A 23,133-nucleotide genomic window follows, 5' to 3' on the forward strand; every position below is an offset into this window, starting at 1 on the left:
GTCACTCGTCGCGGCCGGGGGGCCGCAGGCTCAGGGCCAGCGCCTCGATGGCCAGCAGCGGCGCGACGTTCTGCGCCAGGCGCTCGCGGGCCAGCTGCACGGCGTCGGCGCGGCGCAGCGTGTCCTCCGCGGTGCTCGCCGCGGCCATCGCCCGCACGTCGTTCGTCATGTCCCCGTTGACCAGCTCCACCGGGGCCCCCAGCTGCAGGACCAGGACGTCGCGCAGCAGCCCGAGCAGGTCCACCAGCGCCCGGTCCAGGACGTCGGTCTGGTGCCGGCGGGCGCGGCGCTTCTGGTCCTCCTCCAGCTGGCGCACCTGCGCGCGCACCGCCGGGGGGACGGTCGCGGACCCGTCGGCGCCCAGGGCGCGCAGCAGCTCGGCCCGCTCCCGGGCGTCGCGCTCGGTGGTGGAGGCACCGGCCTCCTCGGCGGCGACCTCGACGAGCTCACCGGCGGCCACGACGGCGTCGCCGACGCCGCGCACCCGCTGCGGCAGCCGCAGGACCTCGCGGCGGCGGATGCGGGCGCCCTCGTCGCGGGCCAGCCGCCGCGCCAGCCCGACGTGGGACTGCGCGGCGCGCGCGGCGAAGGCGGCCATCACGGGGTCGATCCCGTCGCGGCGCACCAGCAGCTCGGCCACGGCGTCGGCGGGCGGGACGCGCAGCGGGACGTGCCGGGCGCGGGAGCGGATCGTGGGCAGGACGTCGTCGACGGCGGGCGCGCACAGCAGCCAGACCGTCTGCGCGGGCGGTTCCTCGATGGTCTTCAGCAGCACGTTGCCGGAGGTCGGGTTGAGCCGGTCGGCGTCCTCGATGACGATCACCCGCCAGCGCGCCACCGACGGGCGGCGCTGGGCGGTGGCGATGAGCGGCTCGACGTCCTCGCGGCGGATCTGCATGTGCTCGGTGGAGAAGACCGTGACGTCGGCGTGGGACCCGGCGACGGCGGTCCGGCAGCCGGGGCAGCGGCCGCAGCCGACCTCGGCGGGGTCCTCGCACGCCAGCGCGGCCGCGAAGGCGCGGGCCGCGGTCGAGCGCCCCGAGCCGGGCGGGCCGGTCAGCAGCCACGCGTGGGTCATGCCGGTGGTGCCGCGGCGGGCGGCGAGCGCGGCGCGGGTCAGGACGTGGACGGCCGGGCCCTGGCCGACGACCTCGTCCCAGACGCTCACCGCGCACCCGCCTGCGAACGCACCGGGACGGGCAGCAGGCCCGTGAGGTGGGCGCGCAGCTTCTCCTGCACCGTCTCGGGGGTGGTCGTGGCGTCGAGCACGAGGTAGCGGGCGGGGTCGCGGCGGGCCAGCAGCAGGAACTGCTCGCGCACCCGGGCGTGGAAGTCCCGCGACTCCGCCTCGAGGCGGTCGTCGGGCGCGCGGCCGGAGCGGCGCCGCGCGGCGGTGACGGGGTCGACGTCCAGGACGACGGTCAGGTCCGGCAGCAGGTCCTGGGTGGCCCACCCCGACAGCCGCTCGACGTCGGCGGCGGGCAGGTCGCGCCCGGCCCCCTGGTAGGCCAGCGAGGAGTCGACGTAGCGGTCGGTGACGACGACGGCGCCGCGGCCCAGGGCGGGGCGGACGACCTCGGCGACGTGCTGGGCGCGGTCGGCGGCGAACAGCAGCGCCTCGGCGCGCGGGCTCAGCGGCGCGCCGTCGCGGCGGTGGCGCAGCAGGACCTCGCGCAGGTCGCGGCCGGTGGCGGTGCCGCCGGGTTCGCGGGTGACGACGGCCTCGTGGCCCCGCTCGGCCAGCCACGCCGCCAGCAGCGCGGCCTGGGTGGTCTTGCCCGAGCCGTCACCGCCCTCCAGGGCGAGGAAGAACCCGCCCGGGCTGCGGGCGGGACGGGCGGCGGGGGCGTCGGGGACCACGGCACCAGCCTGCCCGCGACGGTCCCAGGCCGCGAGGAGGTCGGCGCGCAGGCTGGTCCCGCGGCGGTCGTCCATCTGCCGGTAGGCGACCACGCCCGCGGCGACGGTGACCACGCCGGCCAGCGCCATCGCCAGGGCGGACCCCGCGTACGTCACCGACCAGTGGTCGCTGGGCGCCAGGGTGAGCTCGCCGAGGGCGTTCGCGACCCAGGGGGCGACGAGCATCACGGCGATGATGACGACGCGGGTGCTGGACCCGACGAAGGAGAAGGTGCGGCCGCGGACGTCGTCGTCGACCTCCAGGCCGAGCAGCGTGTAGGCCGAGACGTACGCGAGGCCGGTGAACAGGCCCAGGGCCACGACGCACAGCGACGCGACGACGATGTCGTGCACGAGCGCGACCAGCACCAGCGACACCCCGGCGGCGGACAGCGCCAGCCCGAAGGTGCGGCGCCGGCTGAGCCCGGCCAGCCAGCGCGGCCCCTGCCACACCCCGAGGGCGACCCCGGCGAAGACGGCCATCACGACGACCCCGTACCCGGGGTCGCCCGCGCCGAGGCTGGTGACGAAGGCGCGCCCGAGGCCGAGCACGACCCCGCCGGCGCCGAACGCGACGAGCATCCCGAGGACGAGCCCGCGCAGCAGCGCCGAGCGCCCCACGAACCGCCAGCCCTCGACGATGTCGCGCCCGAGCGTGGGCGCGAGCCCGCCCTCGCGGGGCGCGACCTGGCGCGGCGGGATGTCCAGGCGCCAGATGACGGCGGCCGCGACGAGGAACGTGAGGGCGTTGACGTACATCGCCAGATCGGACTGCCCGCCGGCGAGGAAGGGCAGCACGTTGTCCAGGACCCCGGTGAGCAGGGTCAGCAGGATGAAGGCGAGCCCGGCGACGGGCGCCGAGCCGTAGGTCGCGACGAGGCTGACCTGGTTGGCCGCCTCCAGCCGGTGGCGGGGCACGAGGTTGGGGACGGTGGCGTCCTTGGCCGGGCCCCAGAACAGGGTGACCAGCTCGATGAGCAGGGTGGCGACGAACAGCCAGGTGAGGTTCCCGACGACCGGGATGGAGGCGAACAGCGCGAACCGCAGGACGTCGCCGACGACCATCGTCGTCCGGCGGTCGAGGCGGTCGGCCAGGGCTCCCGCGAGCGGCCCGAGCAGGGCCGCGGGGGCCAGCTGCAGGACGAAGACGGTGGAGACGGCGACGCTGGTCTGGGTGGCGTCGCCGACGGTCAGGCCCGCGGCGGTGCCCAGCTTGGCGAGCATCCCCAGCCAGTCCCCGAAGCTGGAGAGCATCAGGGACAGCCACATGCGGCGGAAGTCGGGGTAGTCGCGCAGCAGGGCCCGCACGTCGTGGTCGGGTGCGCCCGCAGCGCGCTCCGCGGGGTGGTCGGGAGCGGCTGCGGGTGGGGTCACGTCGTCAGGGTAGATGCCCCGCCGGGCACCTCCCCGCGCTCGGGGCCGGGCTGCGCGGGCAGCGCGACGGGGCCGCGCGGGGGCGCGACCCGGCGCTCGGCGCGGCGGCTGAGGGTCAGCAGCGGGCGTTCGAGGAGGGCGTGGGCGAGCAGCCCGGCGACCTGGCAGCCGGCGAAGGCGACGACCACGACGACGACCTGGAGGGCGATGCCGGCGGGTCCGCCGAGGTCGGGCAGGACGCGGGCCAGCACGATCGCGGCGAGGGTGATGACGGGCACGTGCACGAGGTACAGGGAGTAGGAGGCGTCCCCGAGGCGGCCCAGCAGCGCCGGGACCCGCAGCCGGCCCTCGCGCTCGAGGGTCGCCAGGCCGGTGACGGTCAGGGCGGAGCCGCCGCCGAGGGCCAGGGCCATCGCGAGCCCGGTGCCGGTCAGGGGCCCCTGCAGGGACAGGTCGACCCAGGTGGCGAGCAGGACGGTGAGCCCGGCGCCCAGCAGCAGCGGCCCGCGGCCGGCGGCGCGGCCGCTGACGACGAGCCAGCCGGCGACGACGCCCATCCCGAACTCCAGGTTCAGCGGGTTGGTCGCGACCTCCAGCCACGGCGAGGCGCCCTCGGGCACGAACGGGCGCCCGACGAGGACGGCCGCGGCCCAGGCGATCAGGACGGCGCGGGCGGCGCCGCGGCCGGCGCGGCCGGCCAGCAGCGACAGGGCGAAGACGAGGTAGAAGCCCATCTCGTAGACGAGGGTCCAGCCCACCAGCAGCAGCGGCTCGCCGCGCTGGGGCAGCAGCGCGAACGTCGCGAGCAGGTCGGTCTCCTCGCCGTTGCCCCGGGCCAGGCCGGGGGCGGCGAGCACGACGGCCAGCAGGACGAGGGAGACGGCCCAGTACAGCGGGTAGACCCGGCTGACCCGGCGCCAGGCGAACCGGCCCAGGGAGGGCGCGGGGGCGCCGGCGAACAGGGCGCCGCCGGCGGTGACGGCCATGACGAAGCCGCTGACGACGAAGAAGAGGTCGACGCCGGACTGGGCGGGCCACCACACCGGCTGCAGCAGCGAGGTGCCGAAGACCTTGTGCTCGAAGGCGGTCGGGCCGCCGAGGTGGACCAGGACGACGAGCGAGGCGGCGACGGCGCGCACGGCCTGCAAGCTCAGCAGCCGGCCGGCGGGCGGCGGGGTGGTGGTGGGCACGAGCAGCGACCCTGGCCCACCGCGGACCCCGCCTCGCCGTCTTCACGGCACCTTCACCCGGGTGCCGAGCGAGGATCGACGCTGCGTGCGTCGACCCTCACCCGGCGTGCGTGAGAGGTGCCGGTCAGGACTCCGCGGCCGCGGCGGTCTTCTTCGCCGGCGCCCGCTTCGCGGCCGTCTTCTTCGCGGCGGTCTTCTTCGCCGCCGCCTTCTTCGCGGTCTTCTTCACCGGCCCCTTGGCCCGCTTCTCCGCCAGCAGCTCCGCGGCCCGCTCCAGCGTCACCGTCTCGGGGTCGTCGTCCTTGCGCAGCGTCGCGTTGGTCGTGCCGTCCGTCGCGTACGGCCCGAACCGGCCGTCCTTGATGACGATCGGCTGACCGGACTCGGGGTCGGGGCCGAGCTCCTTCAGCGGCGGCTTGGCGACCGCACCGCGCCGCGTCTTGGGCTGGGCGTAGATCGCCAGCACCTCCGGCAGCGTGATGGAGAAGATCTGGTCCTCGGTCTCCAGGGAGCGCGAGTCCGTGCCCTTCTTCAGGTACGGGCCGTAGCGGCCGTTCTGCGCGGTGATCTCGTCACCGGTCTCCGGGTCGGTGCCCACCACCCGCGGCAGCGACAGCAGCTGCAGGGCCTGCTCCAGGGTGACGGTCTCGACCGACATGTCCTTGAACAGCGACCCCGTGCGCGGCTTCGCCTTCGCCGCCTTCTTCGCGGCGCGCTTCTTCGGCGCCCCCTCCGCCGGCGGCTCCGGCGCGGGCTCGTCCTCGATCAGCTCGGTGACGTACGGGCCGTACCGGCCCACCCGCGCCACGATCGTGCGCCCGGTGGCGGGGTCCTGCCCCAGGACGTTGTCGCCCTCGGACTGGGTGGTCAGCAGCTCGTAGGCCCGCTCGACGGTCATCTCGTCGGGGGCGACGTCCTCGGGCACCGACGCCTTGAGCAGTTCACCGGTCTCGCGGTCCGGCCCCTCCAGGTAGGGCCCGTACCGGCCCACCCGCAGGACGACGCCGTCCCCGATCGGGATCGTGGAGATCTCCCGCGCGTCGATCGCGCCGAGGTCGTCGGCCAGGCCCTTGATGCCGTCCAGCTCCAGGTCCGCGGCGTGACCGGCACCGGAGTCCGGGCCGGCGCCGGAGGGCGCGGCGGCACCGTTGGCCGGGCCGTCGGCCCCGAAGTAGAACTTCGTCAGCCAGTCGACGCGCTCGGCCTCCCCGCGCGAGATCGCGTCGAGGTCGTTCTCCATCTCGGCCGTGAAGTCGTAGTCGACGAGCTTGGGGAAGTGCTCCTCCAGCAGTCGCGTCACCGCGAACGCCAGCCAGCTCGGCACCAGGGCCGACCCCTTGTACCAGACGTACCCGCGGTCGACGATGGTCGAGATGATCGACTGGAACGTCGAGGGACGCCCGATCCCCTTCTCCTCCAGCGTCTTGATGAGGCTGGCCTCGGTGTACCGGGCCGGCGGGGTCGTCTCGTGGCCGTCGGCGGTCAGGTCCCGCGCGGTCAGCCGGTCACCGGCGGCGACCTGCGGCAGGCGGCGGTCGTCGTCGCCGGCGCTCTCCTCGTCACGGGTGGCGTCCCGGCCCTCCTCATAGGCGGCGAGGAACCCGCGGAACGTGATGATCGTGCCGGAGGCGGAGAACTCGGCGTCGCGGCCGTCGGCGGTGGTCGCCCCCAGCCGGACCGTCGCGGTCGTCCCCCGCGCGTCGTGCATCTGCGAGGCGACGGTCCGCTTCCAGATGAGGTCGTACAGGCGGAACTCGTCGCCGCGCAGCTCACCGGACACCTGCGCGGGGGTGCGGAAGTTCTCCCCCGCCGGGCGGATCGCCTCGTGGCCCTCCTGGGCGTTCTTCGCCTTGGAGGTGTAGTTGCGCGGGGAGTCCGGCACGTACTCCGGGCCGTACAGCTCCCGGGCCTGCGCCCGCGCCGCCGCCAGCGCCTGCGCCGACAGCTGGATCGAGTCGGTGCGCATGTACGTGATGTAGCCGCGCTCGTACAGGCCCTGCGCGGTGCGCATCGTCTGCCGGGCGTTCAGCCGCAGCTTGCGGGAGGCCTCCTGCTGCAGCGTGGAGGTGATGAACGGCGCCGCCGGGCGCCGCGTGTACGGCTTCTCCTCCACCCCGCGGACGGCGAACTCGGAGTTCTCCAGCCCCGCGACGAGGGCCTGCGCGGCCGCCACGTCGAGGTGGGCGACGTTCCGCGTCCTCAGCGTCCCGTCGTCGGCGAAGTCGCGGCCGCTGGCCACCCGCCGGCCCTCGACCTGCGACAGCTTCGCGGTGAACGCGCTGTCGCCCTCGGGCGCGAAGGTGCCGGTGACGTCGGCGTAGCCGGCGGCGACGAACGCCATCCGCTCGCGCTCGCGCTCCACGCACAGCCGGGTGGCCACCGACTGCACGCGCCCGGCCGACAGGCCCGCGCGGACCTTGCGCCACAGCACCGGGGACAGCTCGTAGCCGTAGAGGCGGTCCAGGATGCGCCGGGTCTCCTGCGCGTCGACGAGCCGGTCGTCGATGTCGCGCAGCTCCCGCACCGCCTGCTGGATGGCCTCCCGGGTGATCTCCCCGAACACCATGCGCCGGTACGGGATGCGCGGTTCGAGCGCCTGCACGAGGTGCCAGGCGATGGCCTCGCCCTCCCGGTCGCGGTCGGTGGCGAGGATGAGCTCGTCGGCGTCCTTGAGGGCGCGCTTGAGCTCGGAGACCTTCTTCTTCTTGTCGGTGTCGACGACGTAGTAGGGCTCGAAGCCGTGGTCGACGTCGACCGCGAACTTGCCGAAGGGGCCCTTCTTCATGTCGTCGGGCAGCTGCGAGGGCTGCGGCAGGTCGCGGATGTGGCCGACCGACGCCTCCACGACGTACCCCGGTCCGAGGTAGTTGGAGATGTTCTTGACCTTGTTCGGCGACTCGACGATCACCAGTCGGCGCAGCCCGTCACCGGACGCCGTCGTTGCCTGGGACTTGCCCGCCACTGGTCCTGCCTCTCACCTTCGGATCGTTGCCCCGGGCGCCGGTCCCACCGCTGGGCCGGCACGCCCTGCCGAGCACTCTCGCACGCCACGTCGGCACCGTGTGCACCCGTGCTGCGCCGGTCCGTGCTCCGGACCCGCGCCGGGCGTGCCCCGCCAATGTGCCACGGCACCGCCCGGGGGACGCAACCCGCGGTCGCCGGGGGCGGGACCGGGACGGGACCGGGGCGGGCCGGGGCGCGGTCAGGGCAGGCGCAGGAACCCGTCCGCCACCAGCGACCGCACCCGCGGGTACAGCCGCTCCCGCACCCCGCCCACGGCCTCCTCCCCCAGCACCGCGAGCCCGGCGGTGATCTGCCCGACCGTCAGCTCCCCGTCGCAGGCCCCCACGAGCCCGGCGAGGTCCCCGTCGACCTGCGCGACGCGGCGCAGGCCGCCGCCCTGGCGCAGCAGCACGATCCGCGGGTCCGGGTCGCCGGGGGTGTGGAAGCGCTCGTCGGTCACGTCGGGGGCGACCGTCAGCCGCAGCTCCCCGAGGTCCTCCACGAGCGCCAGCCGGTCGTGCGCGGCCAGCCCGGCCGCGAAGACCTCCCCCAGCGGGTCGCTCAGCGCCGCGAGGTTCTCCTCGAACCGGCGCAGCGGGGCGCCGTCGCGGGCCGGGCGGCGCAGCGTGACGACGCCGAACCCGACGCCGTCCACGCCCCGCGCGGCGAAGTCGTCGAGCCAGGCGGCGTACAGCTCGTCGAAGCGCGGGCCGGGCTTCTGCCCGCCGTCGCGGATCCACGTCTCGGCGTACAGGGCCGGGTCGGCGACCTCGCGCTGCACGACCCACGCGTCCAGCCCCGTCCCCTCCAGCCAGCCCTCCACGCGCTGCGACCAGGTCTGCCCGTCGTGCAGCTCCCAGTTCGCCAGCAGCTGCGCGACGCCGCCCGGTTCCAGCACCGACGGCAGCGACCCGACGAGCTGCGCCACCAGCGAGTCGCCGGCCATCCCGCCGTCGCGGTACTCGTAGGTGGGGACCGCGCCGGTGCGGGGGGTGATGACGAACGGCGGGTTCGACACGACCAGGCCGAACCGCTCCCCCGGCTCCACCGGCTCCAGCAGCGACCCGTGGCGCAGGTCCAGGGCCACCTCGTTGAGGGCGGCGTTGACGGCCGCGAGGTCCAGCGCCCGCTCGGAGGTGTCCGTGGCCGTGACGCGGCGCGCGTGCCGCGCGGCGTGCAGGGCCTGCACCCCGCAGCCGGTGCCGATGTCCAGGACCCGGTCGACGGGCGTGCGGACCGTCGCCGAGGCCAGCGTCAGCGACGCGCCCCCCACGCCGAGGACGTGGTCGGGGCGCAGCACGTCCCCGGTGGCGACCTCCCCGAGGTCGCTGACCAGCCACCACTGCACCGGTTCACCGGCGTCGTCGGCGGCGTAGGGCCGCAGGTCCACCAGGGGCCGCACCTCGTCCTCCGGCGCCGACCCCGCCGCCGCCACCAGGCCCAGGGCCGCGGCCCCGGCCGTCCCCGTGCGGGGCAGCGCGGCGTCCAGCTCACCGCGGGTCACCGCCCGCCCCAGGGTACCCAGCCGCAGCAGGACCGCGCCCGGCTCCCGGGAACCGGCCGTCGCCCGCAGCGCCGGCAGCGGCTGCTCGCGGTCCAGGGCGGCCCGGGCGACGTCCCCGACGAGCCGGCCCACCCCGTCGACGGTGTAGTCCGCGGCGCGCAGGTCCGCGCGCAGGCCGGCGAGGAGTTCTCTGGGGTCGCTCACGCGGCCCGAGTCTGCCAGCTCAGCGCAGCCGGTCCGCGCCCTCCTCGGCCGTGAGGTCCACCGCCGCCGAGCCCGCCGCCGATCCCGCCGCCGGTCCCGTGGGGGCCGACATGTCCACCCGCCGCGTCTTGCTGAGGACGACCGCGACGACGATGACGACCGTCGCGACCGCCGCGATGCCGTACCGGGCCACCGGGTTGGCGTCGGTGCCGATGGACAGCGTCACGACCGCGGGCGCCACCAGCAGCGCCACCAGGTTCATCACCTTGATGAGCGGGTTGATCGCCGGGCCGGCGGTGTCCTTGAACGGGTCGCCGATCGTGTCGCCGATGACGGTGGCCGCGTGCGCCGCCGACCCCTTCCCGCCGTGCAGGCCGTCCTCGACGAGCTTCTTCGCGTTGTCCCACGACCCGCCGGAGTTCGCCAGGAACACCGCCATGAGGACGCCCGCGGCGATCGCGCCGCCCAGGAAACCCGCCAGCGGGGCGACCCCCAGGCCGAACCCGACGGCGATCGGCGCGAACGCCGCCAGGAGCCCCGGGGTGGCCAGCTCGCGCAGCGCGTCGCGGGTGCACAGGTCCACGACCCGCCCGTGGTCCGGTTCCTCGGTGCCGTCCATGATCCCGGGGTGGTCGGCGAACTGCCGCCGCACCTCCAGCACGACGGCCCCCGCCGAGCGGCCCACCGCGTTGATCGCGAGCCCGGCGAACAGGAACACCACCGCGGCCCCCAGCAGCACCCCCACCAGCGTCGTCGGCGTCGAGACGCTGAAGTCGCCGATGGTGCGCTGCAGGTACTGCGAGGGGGGCTCGATCCCCACGGCCGCCTCGTTGATGCGCTGCACCACCGCGCCCTGGTACGACCCGAACAGCGCCGTCGCCGCCAGCACGGCCGTCGCGATCGCGATGCCCTTGGTGACGGCCTTCGTCGTGTTCCCGACCGCGTCCAGCTCGGTGAGGACCGCGGCGCCCGCGCCGTCGACGTCGCCGCTCATCTCCGCGATGCCCTGCGCGTTGTCGCTGACCGGGCCGAACGTGTCCATCGCGACGATGACGCCGACCGTGGTGAGCAGCCCGCACCCGGCGAGCGCCACCAGGAACATCGCCAGGGCCAGGACGCCCCCGGCCAGCAGGAACGCCAGGAACACCGCGCCGCCGATGACGAGCGTGGTGTAGACCGCCGACTCCAGGCCCAGGCCGATCCCGGACAGCACGACGGTCGCGGCCCCGGTCACCGAGGAACCGGCGACGTCGCGGGTGGGCCTGGCCTCGGTGCCGGTGTAGTGGCCGGTGAGGAACAGGATGAGGACGGCGAGCAGGATCCCGAGGAACACGGCCGCGAACGCGATGAGCCGGGGGTCGCCGTTGAGGGTGGCGACGGTCGCGTCGGCGCCGGCGAACCCCGCGAACGTCGAGGGCAGGAACGCGTAGCACGCGACGCCGGTGCCGACGAGGGCGACGACCGCGGACAGGTAGAACCCGTTCTGGATGGACGTCAGGCCGCTGACGCCGGGCCGGGCGCGGACGAGCACGACGCCGAGGGCGGCGGTGACCGCGCCGATCGCGGGGATCAGCAGCGGCAGGACCAGGCCGTCCTCGCCGATGGCGGCGCTGCCGAGGATGACGGCCGCGACGATGGTGACGGCGTAGGACTCGAACAGGTCGGCGGCCATCCCGGCGCAGTCGCCGACGTTGTCGCCGACGTTGTCGGCGATGGTGGCGGGGTTGCGGGGGTCGTCCTCGGGGATGCCCTGCTCGATCTTGCCGACGAGGTCGGCCCCGACGTCGGCGGCCTTGGTGAAGATGCCGCCGCCGACGCGCATGAACATCGCCAGCAGCGCCGCGCCGAAGCCGAAGCCCTCCAGGACGGTGGGGGCGTCGTCGCCGTAGACCAGGACGGCGACCGCCGCGCCCAGCAGCCCCAGGCCCACGGTGGTCATGCCGACGACCCCGCCGGTGCGGAACGCGATCCGCATGCCGTCCTCGCGGCCGCCGTCGGGCCGGCGGGCGGCGGCGGCCACGCGCACGTTCGCGCGGACGGCCAGCGACATCCCGAGGTAGCCGATGGCGGCGGAGAACGCGGCGCCGACGAGGAACGCGACGCTGCGGGCGGCCCGCAGGTCCCAGCCGTCGGCGGGCAGCGCCAGCAGCAGGATCAGGACGGCGACGGCGAACCAGGCGAGGGTGCGGAACTGCCGCCGCAGGTAGGCCGCCGCGCCGTCCTGGACGGCCCGGGCGATGGCCTGCATGCGCTCGGTGCCCTCACCGGCCGCCAGCACCTGCCGTCGGAACACGAAGGCGGCGAGGAGCGCGAGGACGGCGACGACCGCGACGGCGATCGTGATGCCCTGGGCGGAACCGGAAAGACTCTCGGGTACGGGCACGCGTCCTCCTCGACGAGTGATGACCTCGTTGCGCAGCGTAGGACAGCACTCCCGGGAGTGCCACGCCGTGCGATCACCGCCCTGCGAGCCCGCGGTGGGTCAGAAGGCGCGTACCGGTGCCGTCTCGGCCTGGAGCCGCCACGAGAGCGTCACCCCGCCGGACTGGCTGGACGGCTCGCTGGAGTCGGCCATCCCGGCCATGAGGGCCAGGGACAGCGGGTCGGCCGTGGCCAGCGGGCCGGGGCCGTCCGGCAGCGGTTCGCCGTCGGCCGAGCACTGCACGACGGTCACGTCGAGACGTTCCTCGTCGTCGCACAGCCGCATGTCGACCAGGCCCACCGCCGGCCCGGTGGGGGTCTGGAGCGCACCGCCGGCGACGGCGCGCGCGCACGCCTCGCCGATGGCGATGCGGATCTCGTCGAGCTGCTCCTCCCCGAACCCGGCCCGGCGCGCCACCGAGACGGCCACGAGCCGCGCGGTCCGCACGTGCTCGGCCAGCGGCGAGAACCGCAGGGTGACGGTGGGCACGGGTGGGGTCCTGACTGGGAGGAGCGGGCGGATCAGGAGGAGGCGTTGGCCTCGTCGGACGACGCGGAGGCCGCGATGGCGTCGGCGACGGTGTCGTGGATGGGGAACACCTTGGTCAGGCCCGTGATGCGGAAGACCTTCAGGATCTTCTCCCGCTGGCACACCAGGTGCAGGGAACCGTCGTGGGAGCGGACGCGCTTGAGGCCGCCCACGAGGACGCCGAGCCCGGTGGAGTCCAGGAACTCGACGCCCTCCATGTCCACGACGAGGTGGTGGTGGCCGGCGCCGACGAGTTCGTTGAGCCGCTCACGCAGGGTGGGTGCGGTGTACACGTCGATCTCGCCGGACACCTCGACGACGGTCCGGCCGCTCTCCTCGCGGCTGGTCACCGACAGGTCCACTAGGACCCCTCCTCGCTGCTGGTCGGCTGCGCGCGGTCGCGTGCAGGTACGTGCGGAGTCTGCTGCCGAGGACGCTGCCGCGCCCTCCCTGGCATTCAACCATTGCGCTGCGTGATCGGCTTGTCCAGCTCGGGCGATGGGCTCCCCCGGGCGGGGGGAGACTGTGCGGCGTGAGCTCGGACAGCCCCGGCCCCGCCGGCCCGCCCCGGTGGCAGCGGCTGCTGGACGCCGGTCGCCGCGGCGACCGCGTCCGGCACGTCGAGCAGCTGCCCGCGCGCCCCGGAGCCCGGGAGCCGTGGCCGTCGTGGGCCGACCCCGACGTCGTGGCCGCCCTCGAGCGCGGCACCGGCGGCCTGCCCTGGCGGCACCAGGTGCTGGCCGCCGACGCCGTGCACGCCGGTCGCTCCACCGTGCTGTCCGCCGGGACGGCCTCGGGCAAGTCGCTGGCCTTCCAGCTGCCGGTGCTGACGGCGCTGCGCGCCACCGCGCTCGCCAGCCCCAACGGCAAGGGCGCGACGGCGCTGTACCTGTCCCCCACCAAGGCGCTGGCCGCCGACCAGGACTCCCGGCTGCGCGCCCTGGGGCTCGACGCCCCGATCACCAGCACCTACGACGGCGACACCCCGCCGGAGGTGCGGCGCTGGATCCGCGAGCACGCGGCGCTGGTGCTGACGAACGTCGACATGCTGCACCGGTCGGTGCTGCCCGGGCACGAGCACTGGGCCAGCTTCCTGCGCCGCCTGCGGTTCGTCGTGGTCGACGAGCTGCACACCTACCGGGGGGTGTTCGGCTCGCACGCCGCGGCGGTGCTGCGCCGGTTGCGCCGGCTGGCCGCCCGCTACGGCGCCGACCCGGTCGTGGTGCTGGCCTCGGCGACCGTGGCCGACCCGGCCACCACGGCGCGCCGGCTGACGGGACTGGACGTCCACGCCGTCACCGACGACTCCTCGGCCCGCCCGGCGGTCTCGGTGGCGCTGTGGGAACCGCCCACCCGCCCCGCGACGGGCGCGGGGGGACCGGTGGGCAGGGCCGAGCGGCGGACCGCGACGGCCGAGGCGGCGGACCTGCTGGGCGACCTCGTGCTCGAGGGGGTGCGGACGCTGGCGTTCGTCCGCAGCCGCACCGGGGCCGAGTCGGTGGCCGCGGGCGCGCGGCGGCGGCTGTCCGACGTCGACCCCGACCTCGCCGGCCGGGTGGTGGCCTACCGCGGCGGGTACCTGCCGGAGGACCGGCGGGCGCTGGAGGAGGGCCTGCGGTCGGGGCGCGTGGTGGGCATGGCCACCACGAACGCGCTGGAGCTGGGTGTCGACGTCGCCGGGCTGGACGCGGTGCTCGTCGCGGGCTGGCCCGGGACCCGCGCCTCGTTCTGGCAGCAGGTCGGCCGGGCCGGGCGGCGCGGCGCCCCGGCGCTGGGGGTGTTCGTGGCGCGCGACGACCCGCTGGACACCTACCTCGTGCACCACCCCGAGGCGCTGTTCGGCGCCGGGGTGGAAGCCACCGTCCTGGACCCCGACAACGCCTACGTCCTGGCCCCGCACCTGGCCGCCGCGGCGCAGGAGCTGCCCCTGACCGAGGCGGACCTGGAGCTGTTCGGGCCCGTCGCGCCCGACGTGGTCGAGCTCCTCGTGCGGCGGGGGATGCTGCGGCGCAGGCCGAACGGCTGGTACTGGACGCGCCGGGACCGCGCGGTCGACCTCACCGACCTGCGCGGCGCGGGCGGCAGCGTCCGGGTCGTGGAGGACGTCACCGGCCGCATCCTGGGCACCGTCCAGGCCGGGTCGGCCGACGCGTCGGTGCACGAGGGCGCCGTGCACGTCCACCAGGGCCGGACCTACCTGGTCGACCGGCTCGACCTGGAGGAGTCCGTCGCCGTCGTGCACCGCGAACCCGACCCGGGGTACACGACGCACGCGCGCTCGGACTCCGACGTGCGGGTCCTGGCCGTGGACCGGACCCGCACCGCCGGGCCGGTCGCGGTGTCGTGCGGGGTCGTGGAGGTGACGAGCCGGGTCACGGGTTTCCTGCGGCGCACCGTCGGCACCGGGACGGTCCTGGGCGAGCAGCCCCTCGACCTGCCCGAGCGCCGGCTGCGGACCCGCGCGGTGTGGTGGACCGTCGACCCCGCCGTCGCCGAGGCGGTCCTGGGCGACGCGACCCGGCTGCCGGGGGCGCTGCACGCCGCCGAGCACGCCTCGATCGGGATGCTGCCGCTGCTGGCGACGTGCGACCGCTGGGACCTCGGCGGCCTGTCGACGGCCCTGCACCCCGACACCGCCCTGCCCACCGTGTTCGTCCACGACGCCGTCCCCGGCGGGGCCGGTTTCGCCGACCGCGCCCACGAGCGGTTCGCGCGGTGGACCACCGCGACGCGGGACGCCGTGCGGGCCTGCGCCTGCGAGGACGGCTGCCCGGCGTGCGTGCAGTCGCCCAAGTGCGGCAACGGGAACGAGCCCCTGGACAAGGCCGGGGCGCTGGCGCTGCTCGACGTGCTCGTGACGGCCGTCCGCGCTCACCCCGGGCCCCCCGGGGACCCCGCGGCCCCGGTCGTGGCCTGACCGGCGCGCGCGGACGCCCGGGCGCGGCCCAGGGCACCGGCGAGCCCGGCGGGCCGGACGGCGGCGGTGACGGTGACCGACCCGTCGGCACCGACCGCGCACGCCACGACCGCGGCCCCGTGCGCGGCGACGACACCGCCCGCGCGCCCGCACGCGTCACCGCCGGCGCGCCCGGCGGCGACGTCGGCGCCCGCGAGCGCGGCGAGGTCGGCGGCGGCCTCGGCGCGGTGCCGGGCGACGACGGCGGAGGCGACGGCGAGGACGAGGAGCAGGGCCGCCAGGACGGCGGCGCACACCCCGACGGCCAGGACGGTGCCGCTGCCCCCGTCGCGGCCGGTCACCGCTGCTCCACCGCGGCCGTCGCGGCGCCGCGGGCGAGCACGGCCCCGCCGAGGGGACCGGCGAGCCGCTGCGCGGAGCTCACGACGACCCGCACGGTGGCGCCGGCGGCCTCGACCCGGACGTCCGCGCCGGTGGGGGCCGCGGCGAGCGCGGTGCGCCGGACCACGTCCGCCGGTTCCCCCCGCGCGGCGGCGCGGGCGGCGGCGCGGGCCGCGTCGACGCACTGCACCTGCGTCACCACGACCCGGACCGCGCCCAGCGCGAGGGCGAGCAGGACCAGGACGGCGGGCAGCAGGACGGCGAACTCGGACGTCACCGAACCCCGGTCGCCCGGTCCGGGGCGGCTCACCCGAGGGTGAGGGCCTGGCGGACGACGCCGAGCAGCATCCCCCGCACCTCGTCGCTGCGCAGGACCGCGACGAGCAGCGCCGCGAAGCCGCAGGCGGCCAGCGTCGCCATGGCGTACTCGGCGGTGGCCATCCCGGCGTCCGGCCCGGGTTCCTCCCCGGTCCGCTCCCCGGTCCGCTCCCCGGTCTCCTCCAGGGGTTCCTCCCCGGGTCCCCCGCTGCCCGTGGGGTTCGGGTCCCGGTCCTCGTCGACGAACTGCTCGTGCACGGTTCCTCCTCGCGGTGGTGGCGGCCGGAACGCCCGGCGCGCAACCACTCTCGGGCGCCGGCCCGGTCCCCGGGGCGCCGTCCGGCGAGGGTGTGGACGATCCCGGGGCCGGGGCGGGGTGTGGGGACCGCGGCGTCACGACAGGACCTGCCGGGCCAGGCCGAGGACGACGGGGACGACCCCGAGGAGGAGGAACGCGGGCAGCGTGCACAACCCCAGGGGCAGGACGAGGGTGGCCGACAAGCGGGCCGCGGCGGCCTCGGCCTCCCAGCGGCGCCGGGCGCGGCGCGAGACCGCCGCCGAGCTCAGCAGGGACGCGGCCGGGGCCCCGGTGCGCGCCGACAGCAGCAGGGGCTCGGCCAGGTCGTCCCACCGGCCCGTCCCGAGCGCGTCCGCGAACTCCTGCGGGTCCTGCCCCCAGGACAGCCGGACCGCGGCCCGGTCCAGCTCCGGGGCGCGCGCGTACCCCTCCGCGGCCAGGGCGTCGAGCGCGGCGGTCAGGGCCCGCCCCGGCGGCAGGCCGGCGCCCACCGCGGCCGCCACCAGGTCGCAGACCAGGGCGGCGTCGGCCGGCGGCGGGGGTGGCCCGGGACGCCGGGGACGCCGGGCCCACGGGGGCAGCCGCGGCGGACCGCCGTCCCCACCAGCGTCCCCACCACCGTCCCCACCACCGTCCCCGCCACGGTCCCCGCAGACGAGCACGGCGGCGGCCAGCAGGGCCGCCACGCACGGCGCGGCGGCGCTCACCGCACGGCCCGGCCGGCGGCGGTGACCAGCCGGCCGCTCCACCAGTGCCCGGCCACGAGCAGCAGCGCACCGGTCACGGCGCAGACCCGGCCCGCCGTCGAGCCGGTCAGCGTCTGCCACGGCGGGGCGCCCAGGGCCGCGCCGAGGAGGAGGCCGAGCAGGGGCAGGGCCGAGACCGTGCGGGCGCTGACGCGCGCCCCCGCCAGCGCGGTGCGCAGGGCCGCGCGGGCGGCGGCGTCGGCCCGCAGCCCCGCCGCGCACGCCTCCAGGGCCTGCGCGGCGGGGGCGCCGGTGTCGGCGACGAGCCGCCGCACGGCCCGTACGGGCGGGGGGACCTGCCCGGAGCGGTCCCCGGCGTGCTCCCAGGCGGTCGCGGGGGGCACCCCGGCGCGCAGCAGCGCCGCGGCGCGCTCGGCGACGCGGGCCCCGGCCAGGTCGTCGAGGCCGGCCGGGGCGGTGCGCCGCCGCCCGGACCGCTCGAACCGCCCGGACCGCACCGGCCGCCGCGACCGGAGCGGACGCGGTGCCCCGCGGGCGGGCGCGGTGCCGGTCAGGCCCGCCGCCAGGAGCAGGCCGGTGACCAGGAGCGGGGCGTTCACGGCGCGCCCACCGGCACCGGGGCGCCCAGGCGCGCCTGGAGCCGGTCGTGCCCGGGCCCGGCGCGCAGACCGCCGTCCGGGCCCACCAGCAGCGCCGGGAGCACCCGGGCCCGCCCGCGGTCGGCGGCGACGACCCCGACCTCGGCGACCTCCCGCCCGTGGCCGCGGCGGCGGACGTGCACGACGACGTCGACACCGGCGAGCAGCTGCGCGTCGACGACGGCCGCGTCGACACCGGCGGTCGCGGCGAGCGCGTGCAGCCGCACGGGCACGTCGGCGGCCGCGTTCGCGTGGACCGTCCCGGCGCCCCCGGCGTGGCCGGTGTTCAGCGCGGCCAGCAGGTCCCGGACCTCCGCGCCGCGGCACTCCCCCACGACGAGCCGGTCGGGGCGCATGCGCAGCGCCTGCCGGACGAGGTCGTCGAGGCCGACGGCCCCGCGGCCCTCGACGTTGCCGTGCCGCGCCTCGAGCCGGACGACGTGCGGGTGGTCGGGCCGCAGCTCCCCGGAGTCCTCCACGACGACGATGCGCTCGGTGCCGGGGACCAGCCCGAGCATCGCCTGCAGCAGGGTCGTCTTGCCGCTGCCGGTCCCGCCGCTGACCAGGAACGACAGCCGCTGCGCGACGACGGCGCGCAGCACCGCCCCCGCGGGGGCGGGGACGGCGCCGGACCGTTCCAGCTCCTCGAGGCCGAAGCGGCGCACGGCCGGCACCCGCAGGCTCAGGTGGGTGCCGTCGGGGGCCAGCGGCGGCAGCACGGCGTGCAGGCGGGTCCCGTCGCCCAGGCGGGCGTCGACGAACGGGCTGGCCTCGTCCAGGCGCCGGCCGGCGGTGGCGGCCAGCCGCACGGCGAGGGCGCGGACCTCCTCCTCCCCGGCCAGGGCCAGGTCGGCCCGCCGCAGCCCGCGGCCGTCGTCGACCCAGACCTCCCCGCCGCCGTTGACGAGCACGTCGGTCGTCCCGGGCGCCCGCAGCAGCGGCTGCAACCGGCCCGCCCCGGCCACGGCGGCGCCGACGGCGTCGAGCAGCCGCAGCAGGTCCGCGGCCCCCAGGACGACGCCCTCGGCCCGCGCGGCGGCCGCGACCGCGCTCGGCCCCGGGTCGGCGCCGTCGCGGGCGAGGCGGTGCCGGACCCGCTCGACGTCGCGGGCGAAGTCGCGGGTGGCGGCGTCGTCGGCCGTCCTCACGCGCCGGCCGCCCAGTCGCGCGCGCAGGCCATCGCGAAGGCCCGCAGACCGCTGCGCCGGCCGCCGGGGACGCCCTCGCCCAGCTCCAGCGCCGCGTCGAGGTCCCGGTCGGGCCGCACGACCCCGGCCAGCGCCGCGCCGGCCGCGTCGGCGACGTCGTCGGGGTCGGCGCCGGCGCCGACGTCGCGCACGACGAGGCGGGCCCCGGCCACGCCCGCGGCCCGCAGCTCGTCGAGGACCACGCAGGCGGCCGCGGCGCCCCGGGTGGTGCCGGGGGTCACCACGAGCAGCTCGGCGCAGGCCCCGAGCACCGGGGCGAGGCCGTCCAGGCCGCCGCGCGGCAGGTCCACCACCGTCGCCGGGAACGCGCGCCGCGCGGCGTCCACGACGGTCCACACCTGCGCCGGGTCCGGGCCGCCCCCGCCGTCGCGGTCGCAGGGCAGGACGTGCAGGCCCCCGCCGACGTCCACGGCCGAGCGCAGCACCTGGGGCGCTAGGCGCCCCTGCACGCCCGCCAGGTCGGCCCAGCGCAGGCCCGGCAGGGCGTCGCCGCCGAGCAGCAGGTCCAGCCCGCCCGAGCGGGGGTCGGCGTCGACGAGCAGGCACCCGCCGACGGTGTCGGCCATCGCCCGCCCCAGGGCCGCGGCCAGGACGCTGGCCCCGGCCCCGCCGGTGCCGCCCACGACGCCGAGGACGGGGCCGCGGCCGCCGACGCCGTCAGCGACGTCGGACAGCCGTTCCAGCAACCAGTCCTGGGCCTCGGGCAGGACGACGGCGTGGTCGGGGTCGAGGGCGGCGGCCTCCTGCCACCAGCCGGGCGGGAGCGGGGCGTGGCCCACGACGACGGCCGGTGTGCCACCGGTGCGGGCGCGGGCCAGGGCGGCGGGGTCGGCGTCGGTCCCGGCGACGACCAGGGCGGTGGCCGGGGTCCCCTCGCCGTCGGCGGGATCCACAGGGGGGTCACCGTCGCGCCGCAGCGGGCACCCGGCCGCGGCCGCCAGCCTGCTGACCGCGGCGGTGAGCTCGGGGTCGTCGGTGAGCAGCCGCACGGTCCCGGGGTGGGCGGGGGGTGCGGGGACGGCCGCCGCGCGGCGGCGGGGGGTGCGGAGCGGGGGACGGACGGGCACGGTGGCCTCCTGGGCGGTGGTCGGGGGGACCACCGTGCGGGAGGGGGTGCGGCCGTCGGTGCCGCCGGTCGCGTCCTGTGGACGGCGGTGGCGGGGAGGGCGCCTGTGGAGACCGTGGCGTCGCGCGGGACGGTCTCGGGGGGAGAAGGAGACGGCCCCCGCTGGGGGGGAGCGGGGGCCGTCGACGGTCCGGCTCGGGGGGGATGAGCCGGGCCCGCGTGTAGCCCACAGGGCGTACTGCAGCATCCTCACCCCTGGTGGGGGCGGTTGGCAATTCCTTCGCCGCAGGAAGCGGAGATTTCGTGCCGAACCCGGGCCGTTCCTCGAAGCACGCTCACCGGACGCGCACAGGAAACGGCTCAGGAACCCCCGGCGTACCCCCCGGCCGCCGCCAGCCGGACCAGGAAGTCGCGGGCCAGCGGCGCCGCGACCGTCCCGCCGCTGACCCCCTCTGTGACGAAGACCGAGAACGCCAGCCCGGCCTGGTAGCCGATCGTCCAGGCGTGCGTGGCCGGGGGGACGGCGGTCCCGTGCTCGGCCGTGCCCGTCTTGGCGTGCACCGGGCCGCCCGGCACGTCCGCCAGGACGGTGGCCGTCCCGGCCGTGACGACGTCGCGCATCAGCCCGCCGACGACCCCCAACAGCGCCGGGTCCGCCGCCGACGCCGGGGCCGAGGGCTCGGCGGCGGCCGGGTCGGTGACGATCGTGGGCCGCCGCAGCTCCCCCGCCGCGATCGAGGCCGCGGCGACGGCCATCGCCAGCGGCGAGGTGAGCGTGCGGCCCTGCCCGAAGCTGGCGGCCGCCAGGTCGACGGCCGACGTGGCGCTGGGCACCGTCCCGGCGAAGGCGTCGACCCCCGCCGCCCACTCCGCCCCCACGCCCAGCTCGGCCGCGGCGCGGGGCAGGTCGTCGTTCCCCAGCCGCACGCTGAGGCCGGCGAAGGCCGTGTTGCAGGAGCGGGCGAAGTCCGTGCGGAACGGCACCTCCCCGAAGGCCTCGTCCTCGAAGTTCGAGAACGAGCGCCCCTCGACGGTGTACGTCGGCGGGCAGGGCACGGTCTCCCCCACGTCCAGGCCGTCGGCCAGCAGCGCGAGCGTCGTGACGACCTTGAACGTCGACCCCGGCGGGAACCGCCCGGTCAGCGCGCGGTCCCCGCCGTCGACGGGGTGGTTGGCGACCGCCACGACGGCGCCGGTGGCGACGTCGACCGCGACGAGGGCGGCGTCGGCCGGAGCGGCCGCCAGGGCGTCGTCGGCGGCCCGCTGCACGGCCGCGTCGAGGGTCGTGCCGACGGTGCGCCCGGGCACGGCCTCGACGCGGAACAGTTCCACCGAGGTGGCGTCGTCGCCGCCCTGCGCCTGGACGGCGAGCCCGACCCGGCCCGCGAGCCGTTCGTCGTAGGTCCGCTGCAACCCCGACAACCCCGCGACGTCCCCGGCGACGTAGCGGCCGGCGGAACCCTCGACGACCTCGGCCGTGACCTGGCCGACGCCGCCGAGCAGGGAGCGGGCGAAACCCCGGGTCGGCGCCAGCGGCAGCGTGGACTCCGCGAAGACCGCTCCGGGGATCGGCTGCAGGACGGCCCGCTGGGCGTCGTAGTCGCTGCGCCGCAAGGTGATGACGTCGACGAACGCGTCCGGGGCCGCCTGCTGCACGCGGGTCGCCAGCGCGGCCGCGTCGACCCCGAGGGCCGCGCCGAGCGCGTTCGCCGTCGCCACCGGGTCGGTGGTGCGGGAGGGCTGGACGCCCACCCGCACGACGTCGGTGGCGGTGACGACGGGGGAACCGTCGCGACCCAGGACGTCGGCGCGCGGCGGGACCGTGCGGTCCACGACGAAGGTGGCCCCGGAGGCCAGCGCCGGGTGCACGAGGGCGGGTTCCCACACCGGGCGCCAGGAACCGTCGTCCTGCCGGGCGAACCGGGCGGTGGTGCTGTACCGGAAGACCGCCCCGGGCGGGGCGCCGTGCGTCGCGGCGAGGTCGTGGACGACGTCGAGGGTGGCCCGCGCCGCGCCCTCCCCCGCTCCGGCGGCGTCGACGGAGGCGACGGTGACGGCGGGCGGCGGGGAGGCCAGCGACCCGGTCAGGCGCGCGTGCTCCGCCTCGACGTCCGCGGGGGCGGGCACCAGGCCCGCGGCGCCCAGGCCGGGGCCCGACCAGGCGTCGGCCAGCTGCTGCGCCGCGGCGCGGACGTCCCGCTCGGGGTCGTCGCGCCCGGACGCCAGCCACCAGGCGCCGGCCCCCGCGCCGGCCACGACGACGGCTCCGCCACCGGCCAGGAGGGCGCGACGGGCGAGGTGGCCACCTCCCGCGGCGGGGGCGCCGGCGGCACCGCCGGACGACGGGGACTCGGGCTCGGGCGCGTTGTCGGTCATCGTCGGTGATGCTCGCACGTCACGGGCTGCTAGCCTTCATGACGTTGGAGGCGTCGCATAGTGGCCTAGTGCGCCCGCCTGCTAAGCGGGTTGGGGGCTAACACCCCCTCGCGGGTTCAAATCCCGCCGCCTCCGCCAGGGTCGAGGGCCCCGGTCGCACACCGCGACCGGGGCCCTCGCCGCTTCCCGGGACCTCCCCGACGACCCGCAGGGCCGACCAGTGACCCGGAAGGCGTTGCGGGGCAACCGATTGGTGACGCGGCCCGAAGCCCGCTACAGTAGGTCCAGTCAGCGCGTCACGGCGCGCTGGACGCGCCCGTAGCTCAACGGATAGAGCATCTGACTACGGATCAGAAGGTTAGGGGTTCGAATCCCTTCGGGCGCACACCTGCACGACGAGAGGCCCCCGGCACCGCCGGGGGCCTCTCGCGTTCCCGCCCTCGGGCGGCTCCCCCTCGCTCGCCGGCCGCGCGCGTCGCGCGGCGTCCCACGCACCCCCGGTCCCGCCCCCCTGCCCGGCGCCCCGCGACGATCGCCGGGTGGGGTCACCCCGGCCGGGACGGCGGCCCCGCGCGCCTCGACGCCCCGGCCCGGTCCCCGCCTCGCCCCGGCCCTGCCCGGCCCGGCCCGGCCCAGTGGAGTCGACGACCGGCCGCGCTCCGGCCCCGGACGCGGGCGGTGGGCTCCGACCCCGGCTCCGGACCCCGGTGGACCACGACCCCGGTCCACCCCGGTCCACCCCAGTCCACCCCGCCCGACAACCCCGCGGCAACGCCGCGACAACCCCGGGACAACCCCCGCGGAGAACCCCGGGACAACCCCGCGGACAACCCACCGAGAACTCCCCCGGTCAAGACCTCGAGAACACCCCCAGAACACCTCGGCGGCACGCGGACAACTGCGGCGCTCACCCCGCACCACCCCGCTCCCCACGGGACCGACCCGCGCCAGAACACCGCCAGAACCCGTTCGCGAACGGGTTCTGAGGGCCGAGAACCGTTCACACCGGGAGCCGGGGACAACTCCCCGGCCCCATACCGCAAGAAGGGTGGAACTCACCGGAGAATCCACGCTCCGGTGCGCGAACTCCGATGGAACTG

Annotated in this window: 17 protein-coding genes and 2 tRNA genes; 3 read left to right on the forward strand and 16 right to left on the reverse strand. The window is 77.1% G+C overall.

Features of this window, described 5'->3' with window-relative positions; genetic code table 11:
* Window position 1 precedes the first annotated feature (1 nt).
* The 8 genes from ACRYM6_RS05910 to ACRYM6_RS05945 form a co-directional block, all read right to left on the reverse strand.
* Complete coding sequence (locus ACRYM6_RS05910) at window positions 2-1,168, reverse strand: DNA polymerase III subunit delta' (RefSeq protein WP_432541813.1); 1,167 nt, start codon at window positions 1,166-1,168, stop codon at window positions 2-4.
* Complete coding sequence (gene tmk / locus ACRYM6_RS05915) at window positions 1,165-3,273, reverse strand: dTMP kinase (RefSeq protein WP_432541815.1); 2,109 nt, start codon at window positions 3,271-3,273, stop codon at window positions 1,165-1,167. Before tmk ends, ACRYM6_RS05910 begins: the two co-directional genes overlap by 4 nt.
* A complete protein-coding gene (locus ACRYM6_RS05920) occupies window positions 3,270-4,463 on the reverse strand; it encodes an acyltransferase family protein (RefSeq protein ID WP_432541816.1) in 1,194 nt (397 codons plus the stop codon). The genes tmk and ACRYM6_RS05920 overlap by 4 nt, the downstream gene beginning before the upstream one ends.
* Window positions 4,464-4,587: 124 nt before the next feature.
* Complete coding sequence (gene topA / locus ACRYM6_RS05925) at window positions 4,588-7,425, reverse strand: type I DNA topoisomerase (RefSeq protein WP_432541817.1); 2,838 nt, start codon at window positions 7,423-7,425, stop codon at window positions 4,588-4,590.
* Window positions 7,426-7,665: 240 nt separating this feature from the next.
* Window positions 7,666-9,174, reverse strand: a complete 1,509-nt coding sequence (locus ACRYM6_RS05930) for a DUF7059 domain-containing protein (protein ID WP_432541818.1) — start codon at window positions 9,172-9,174, stop codon at window positions 7,666-7,668.
* Window positions 9,175-9,193: 19 nt separating this feature from the next.
* A complete protein-coding gene (locus tag ACRYM6_RS05935) occupies window positions 9,194-11,557 on the reverse strand; it encodes a sodium-translocating pyrophosphatase (RefSeq protein WP_432541819.1) in 2,364 nt (787 codons plus the stop codon).
* 99 nt (window positions 11,558-11,656) lie between these two features.
* On the reverse strand, window positions 11,657-12,085 hold the full coding sequence (locus ACRYM6_RS05940) for an ATP-binding protein (protein ID WP_432541820.1): 429 nt from the start codon (window positions 12,083-12,085) through the stop codon (window positions 11,657-11,659).
* A 32-nt stretch (window positions 12,086-12,117) separates the two neighbouring features.
* Window positions 12,118-12,486 (reverse strand): STAS domain-containing protein, encoded by a 369-nt coding sequence (locus ACRYM6_RS05945; protein ID WP_432541821.1) that lies wholly within the window; start codon window positions 12,484-12,486, stop codon window positions 12,118-12,120.
* Window positions 12,487-12,656: 170 nt separating this feature from the next.
* Between ACRYM6_RS05945 and ACRYM6_RS05950 the strand changes: the two genes are divergently transcribed.
* Window positions 12,657-15,041, forward strand: coding sequence for a DEAD/DEAH box helicase (locus tag ACRYM6_RS05950; RefSeq protein ID WP_432541822.1), 2,385 nt, complete (start codon window positions 12,657-12,659; stop codon window positions 15,039-15,041).
* Here ACRYM6_RS05950 and ACRYM6_RS05955 read toward each other — a convergent pair.
* The 8 genes from ACRYM6_RS05955 to ACRYM6_RS05990 form a co-directional block, all read right to left on the reverse strand.
* Entirely contained in the window at window positions 14,996-15,382 is a 387-nt protein-coding gene (locus tag ACRYM6_RS05955; RefSeq protein ID WP_432541823.1) for an Rv3654c family TadE-like protein, read from the reverse strand. The genes ACRYM6_RS05950 and ACRYM6_RS05955 overlap by 46 nt on opposite strands.
* Entirely contained in the window at window positions 15,379-15,699 is a 321-nt protein-coding gene (locus ACRYM6_RS05960) for a TadE family type IV pilus minor pilin (RefSeq protein ID WP_432541824.1), read from the reverse strand. The genes ACRYM6_RS05955 and ACRYM6_RS05960 overlap by 4 nt, the downstream gene beginning before the upstream one ends.
* Window positions 15,700-15,728: 29 nt before the next feature.
* Complete coding sequence (locus ACRYM6_RS05965; RefSeq protein WP_432541825.1) at window positions 15,729-15,998, reverse strand: DUF4244 domain-containing protein; 270 nt, start codon at window positions 15,996-15,998, stop codon at window positions 15,729-15,731.
* Between the two features lie 135 nt (window positions 15,999-16,133).
* Entirely contained in the window at window positions 16,134-16,745 is a 612-nt protein-coding gene (locus ACRYM6_RS05970; RefSeq protein ID WP_432541826.1) for a type II secretion system F family protein, read from the reverse strand.
* Window positions 16,742-17,344: a hypothetical protein gene (locus tag ACRYM6_RS05975; RefSeq protein WP_432541827.1), complete on the reverse strand. Its 603-nt coding sequence runs from the start codon at window positions 17,342-17,344 to the stop codon at window positions 16,742-16,744. The genes ACRYM6_RS05970 and ACRYM6_RS05975 overlap by 4 nt, the downstream gene beginning before the upstream one ends.
* Window positions 17,341-18,531 (reverse strand): TadA family conjugal transfer-associated ATPase, encoded by a 1,191-nt coding sequence (locus ACRYM6_RS05980; protein ID WP_432541828.1) that lies wholly within the window; start codon window positions 18,529-18,531, stop codon window positions 17,341-17,343. Before ACRYM6_RS05980 ends, ACRYM6_RS05975 begins: the two co-directional genes overlap by 4 nt.
* Entirely contained in the window at window positions 18,528-19,658 is a 1,131-nt protein-coding gene (gene ssd, locus ACRYM6_RS05985) for a septum site-determining protein Ssd (protein WP_432541829.1), read from the reverse strand. The genes ACRYM6_RS05980 and ssd overlap by 4 nt, the downstream gene beginning before the upstream one ends.
* A gap of 359 nt (window positions 19,659-20,017) precedes the next feature.
* Entirely contained in the window at window positions 20,018-22,033 is a 2,016-nt protein-coding gene (locus tag ACRYM6_RS05990) for a penicillin-binding transpeptidase domain-containing protein (protein WP_432541831.1), read from the reverse strand.
* A 46-nt stretch (window positions 22,034-22,079) separates the two neighbouring features.
* Between ACRYM6_RS05990 and ACRYM6_RS05995 the strand changes: the two genes are divergently transcribed.
* Together ACRYM6_RS05995 and ACRYM6_RS06000 are read left to right on the forward strand one after the other, a co-directional pair.
* A tRNA-Ser gene (locus ACRYM6_RS05995) sits at window positions 22,080-22,171 on the forward strand.
* Window positions 22,172-22,345: 174 nt separating this feature from the next.
* A tRNA-Arg gene (locus ACRYM6_RS06000) sits at window positions 22,346-22,418 on the forward strand.
* Window positions 22,419-23,133 lie beyond the last annotated feature (715 nt).

The sequence above is a fragment of the Kineococcus rugosus genome (genome assembly GCF_050871975.1).
Lineage (GTDB): Bacteria > Actinomycetota > Actinomycetes > Actinomycetales > Kineococcaceae > Kineococcus.

Excerpts from the sequence above, each read along its gene's own strand:
- ACRYM6_RS05990 (WP_432541831.1), bottom strand. The coding sequence starts at position 22,033 with ATGACCGACAACGCGCCCGAGCCCGAGTCCCCGTCGTCCGGCGGTGCC.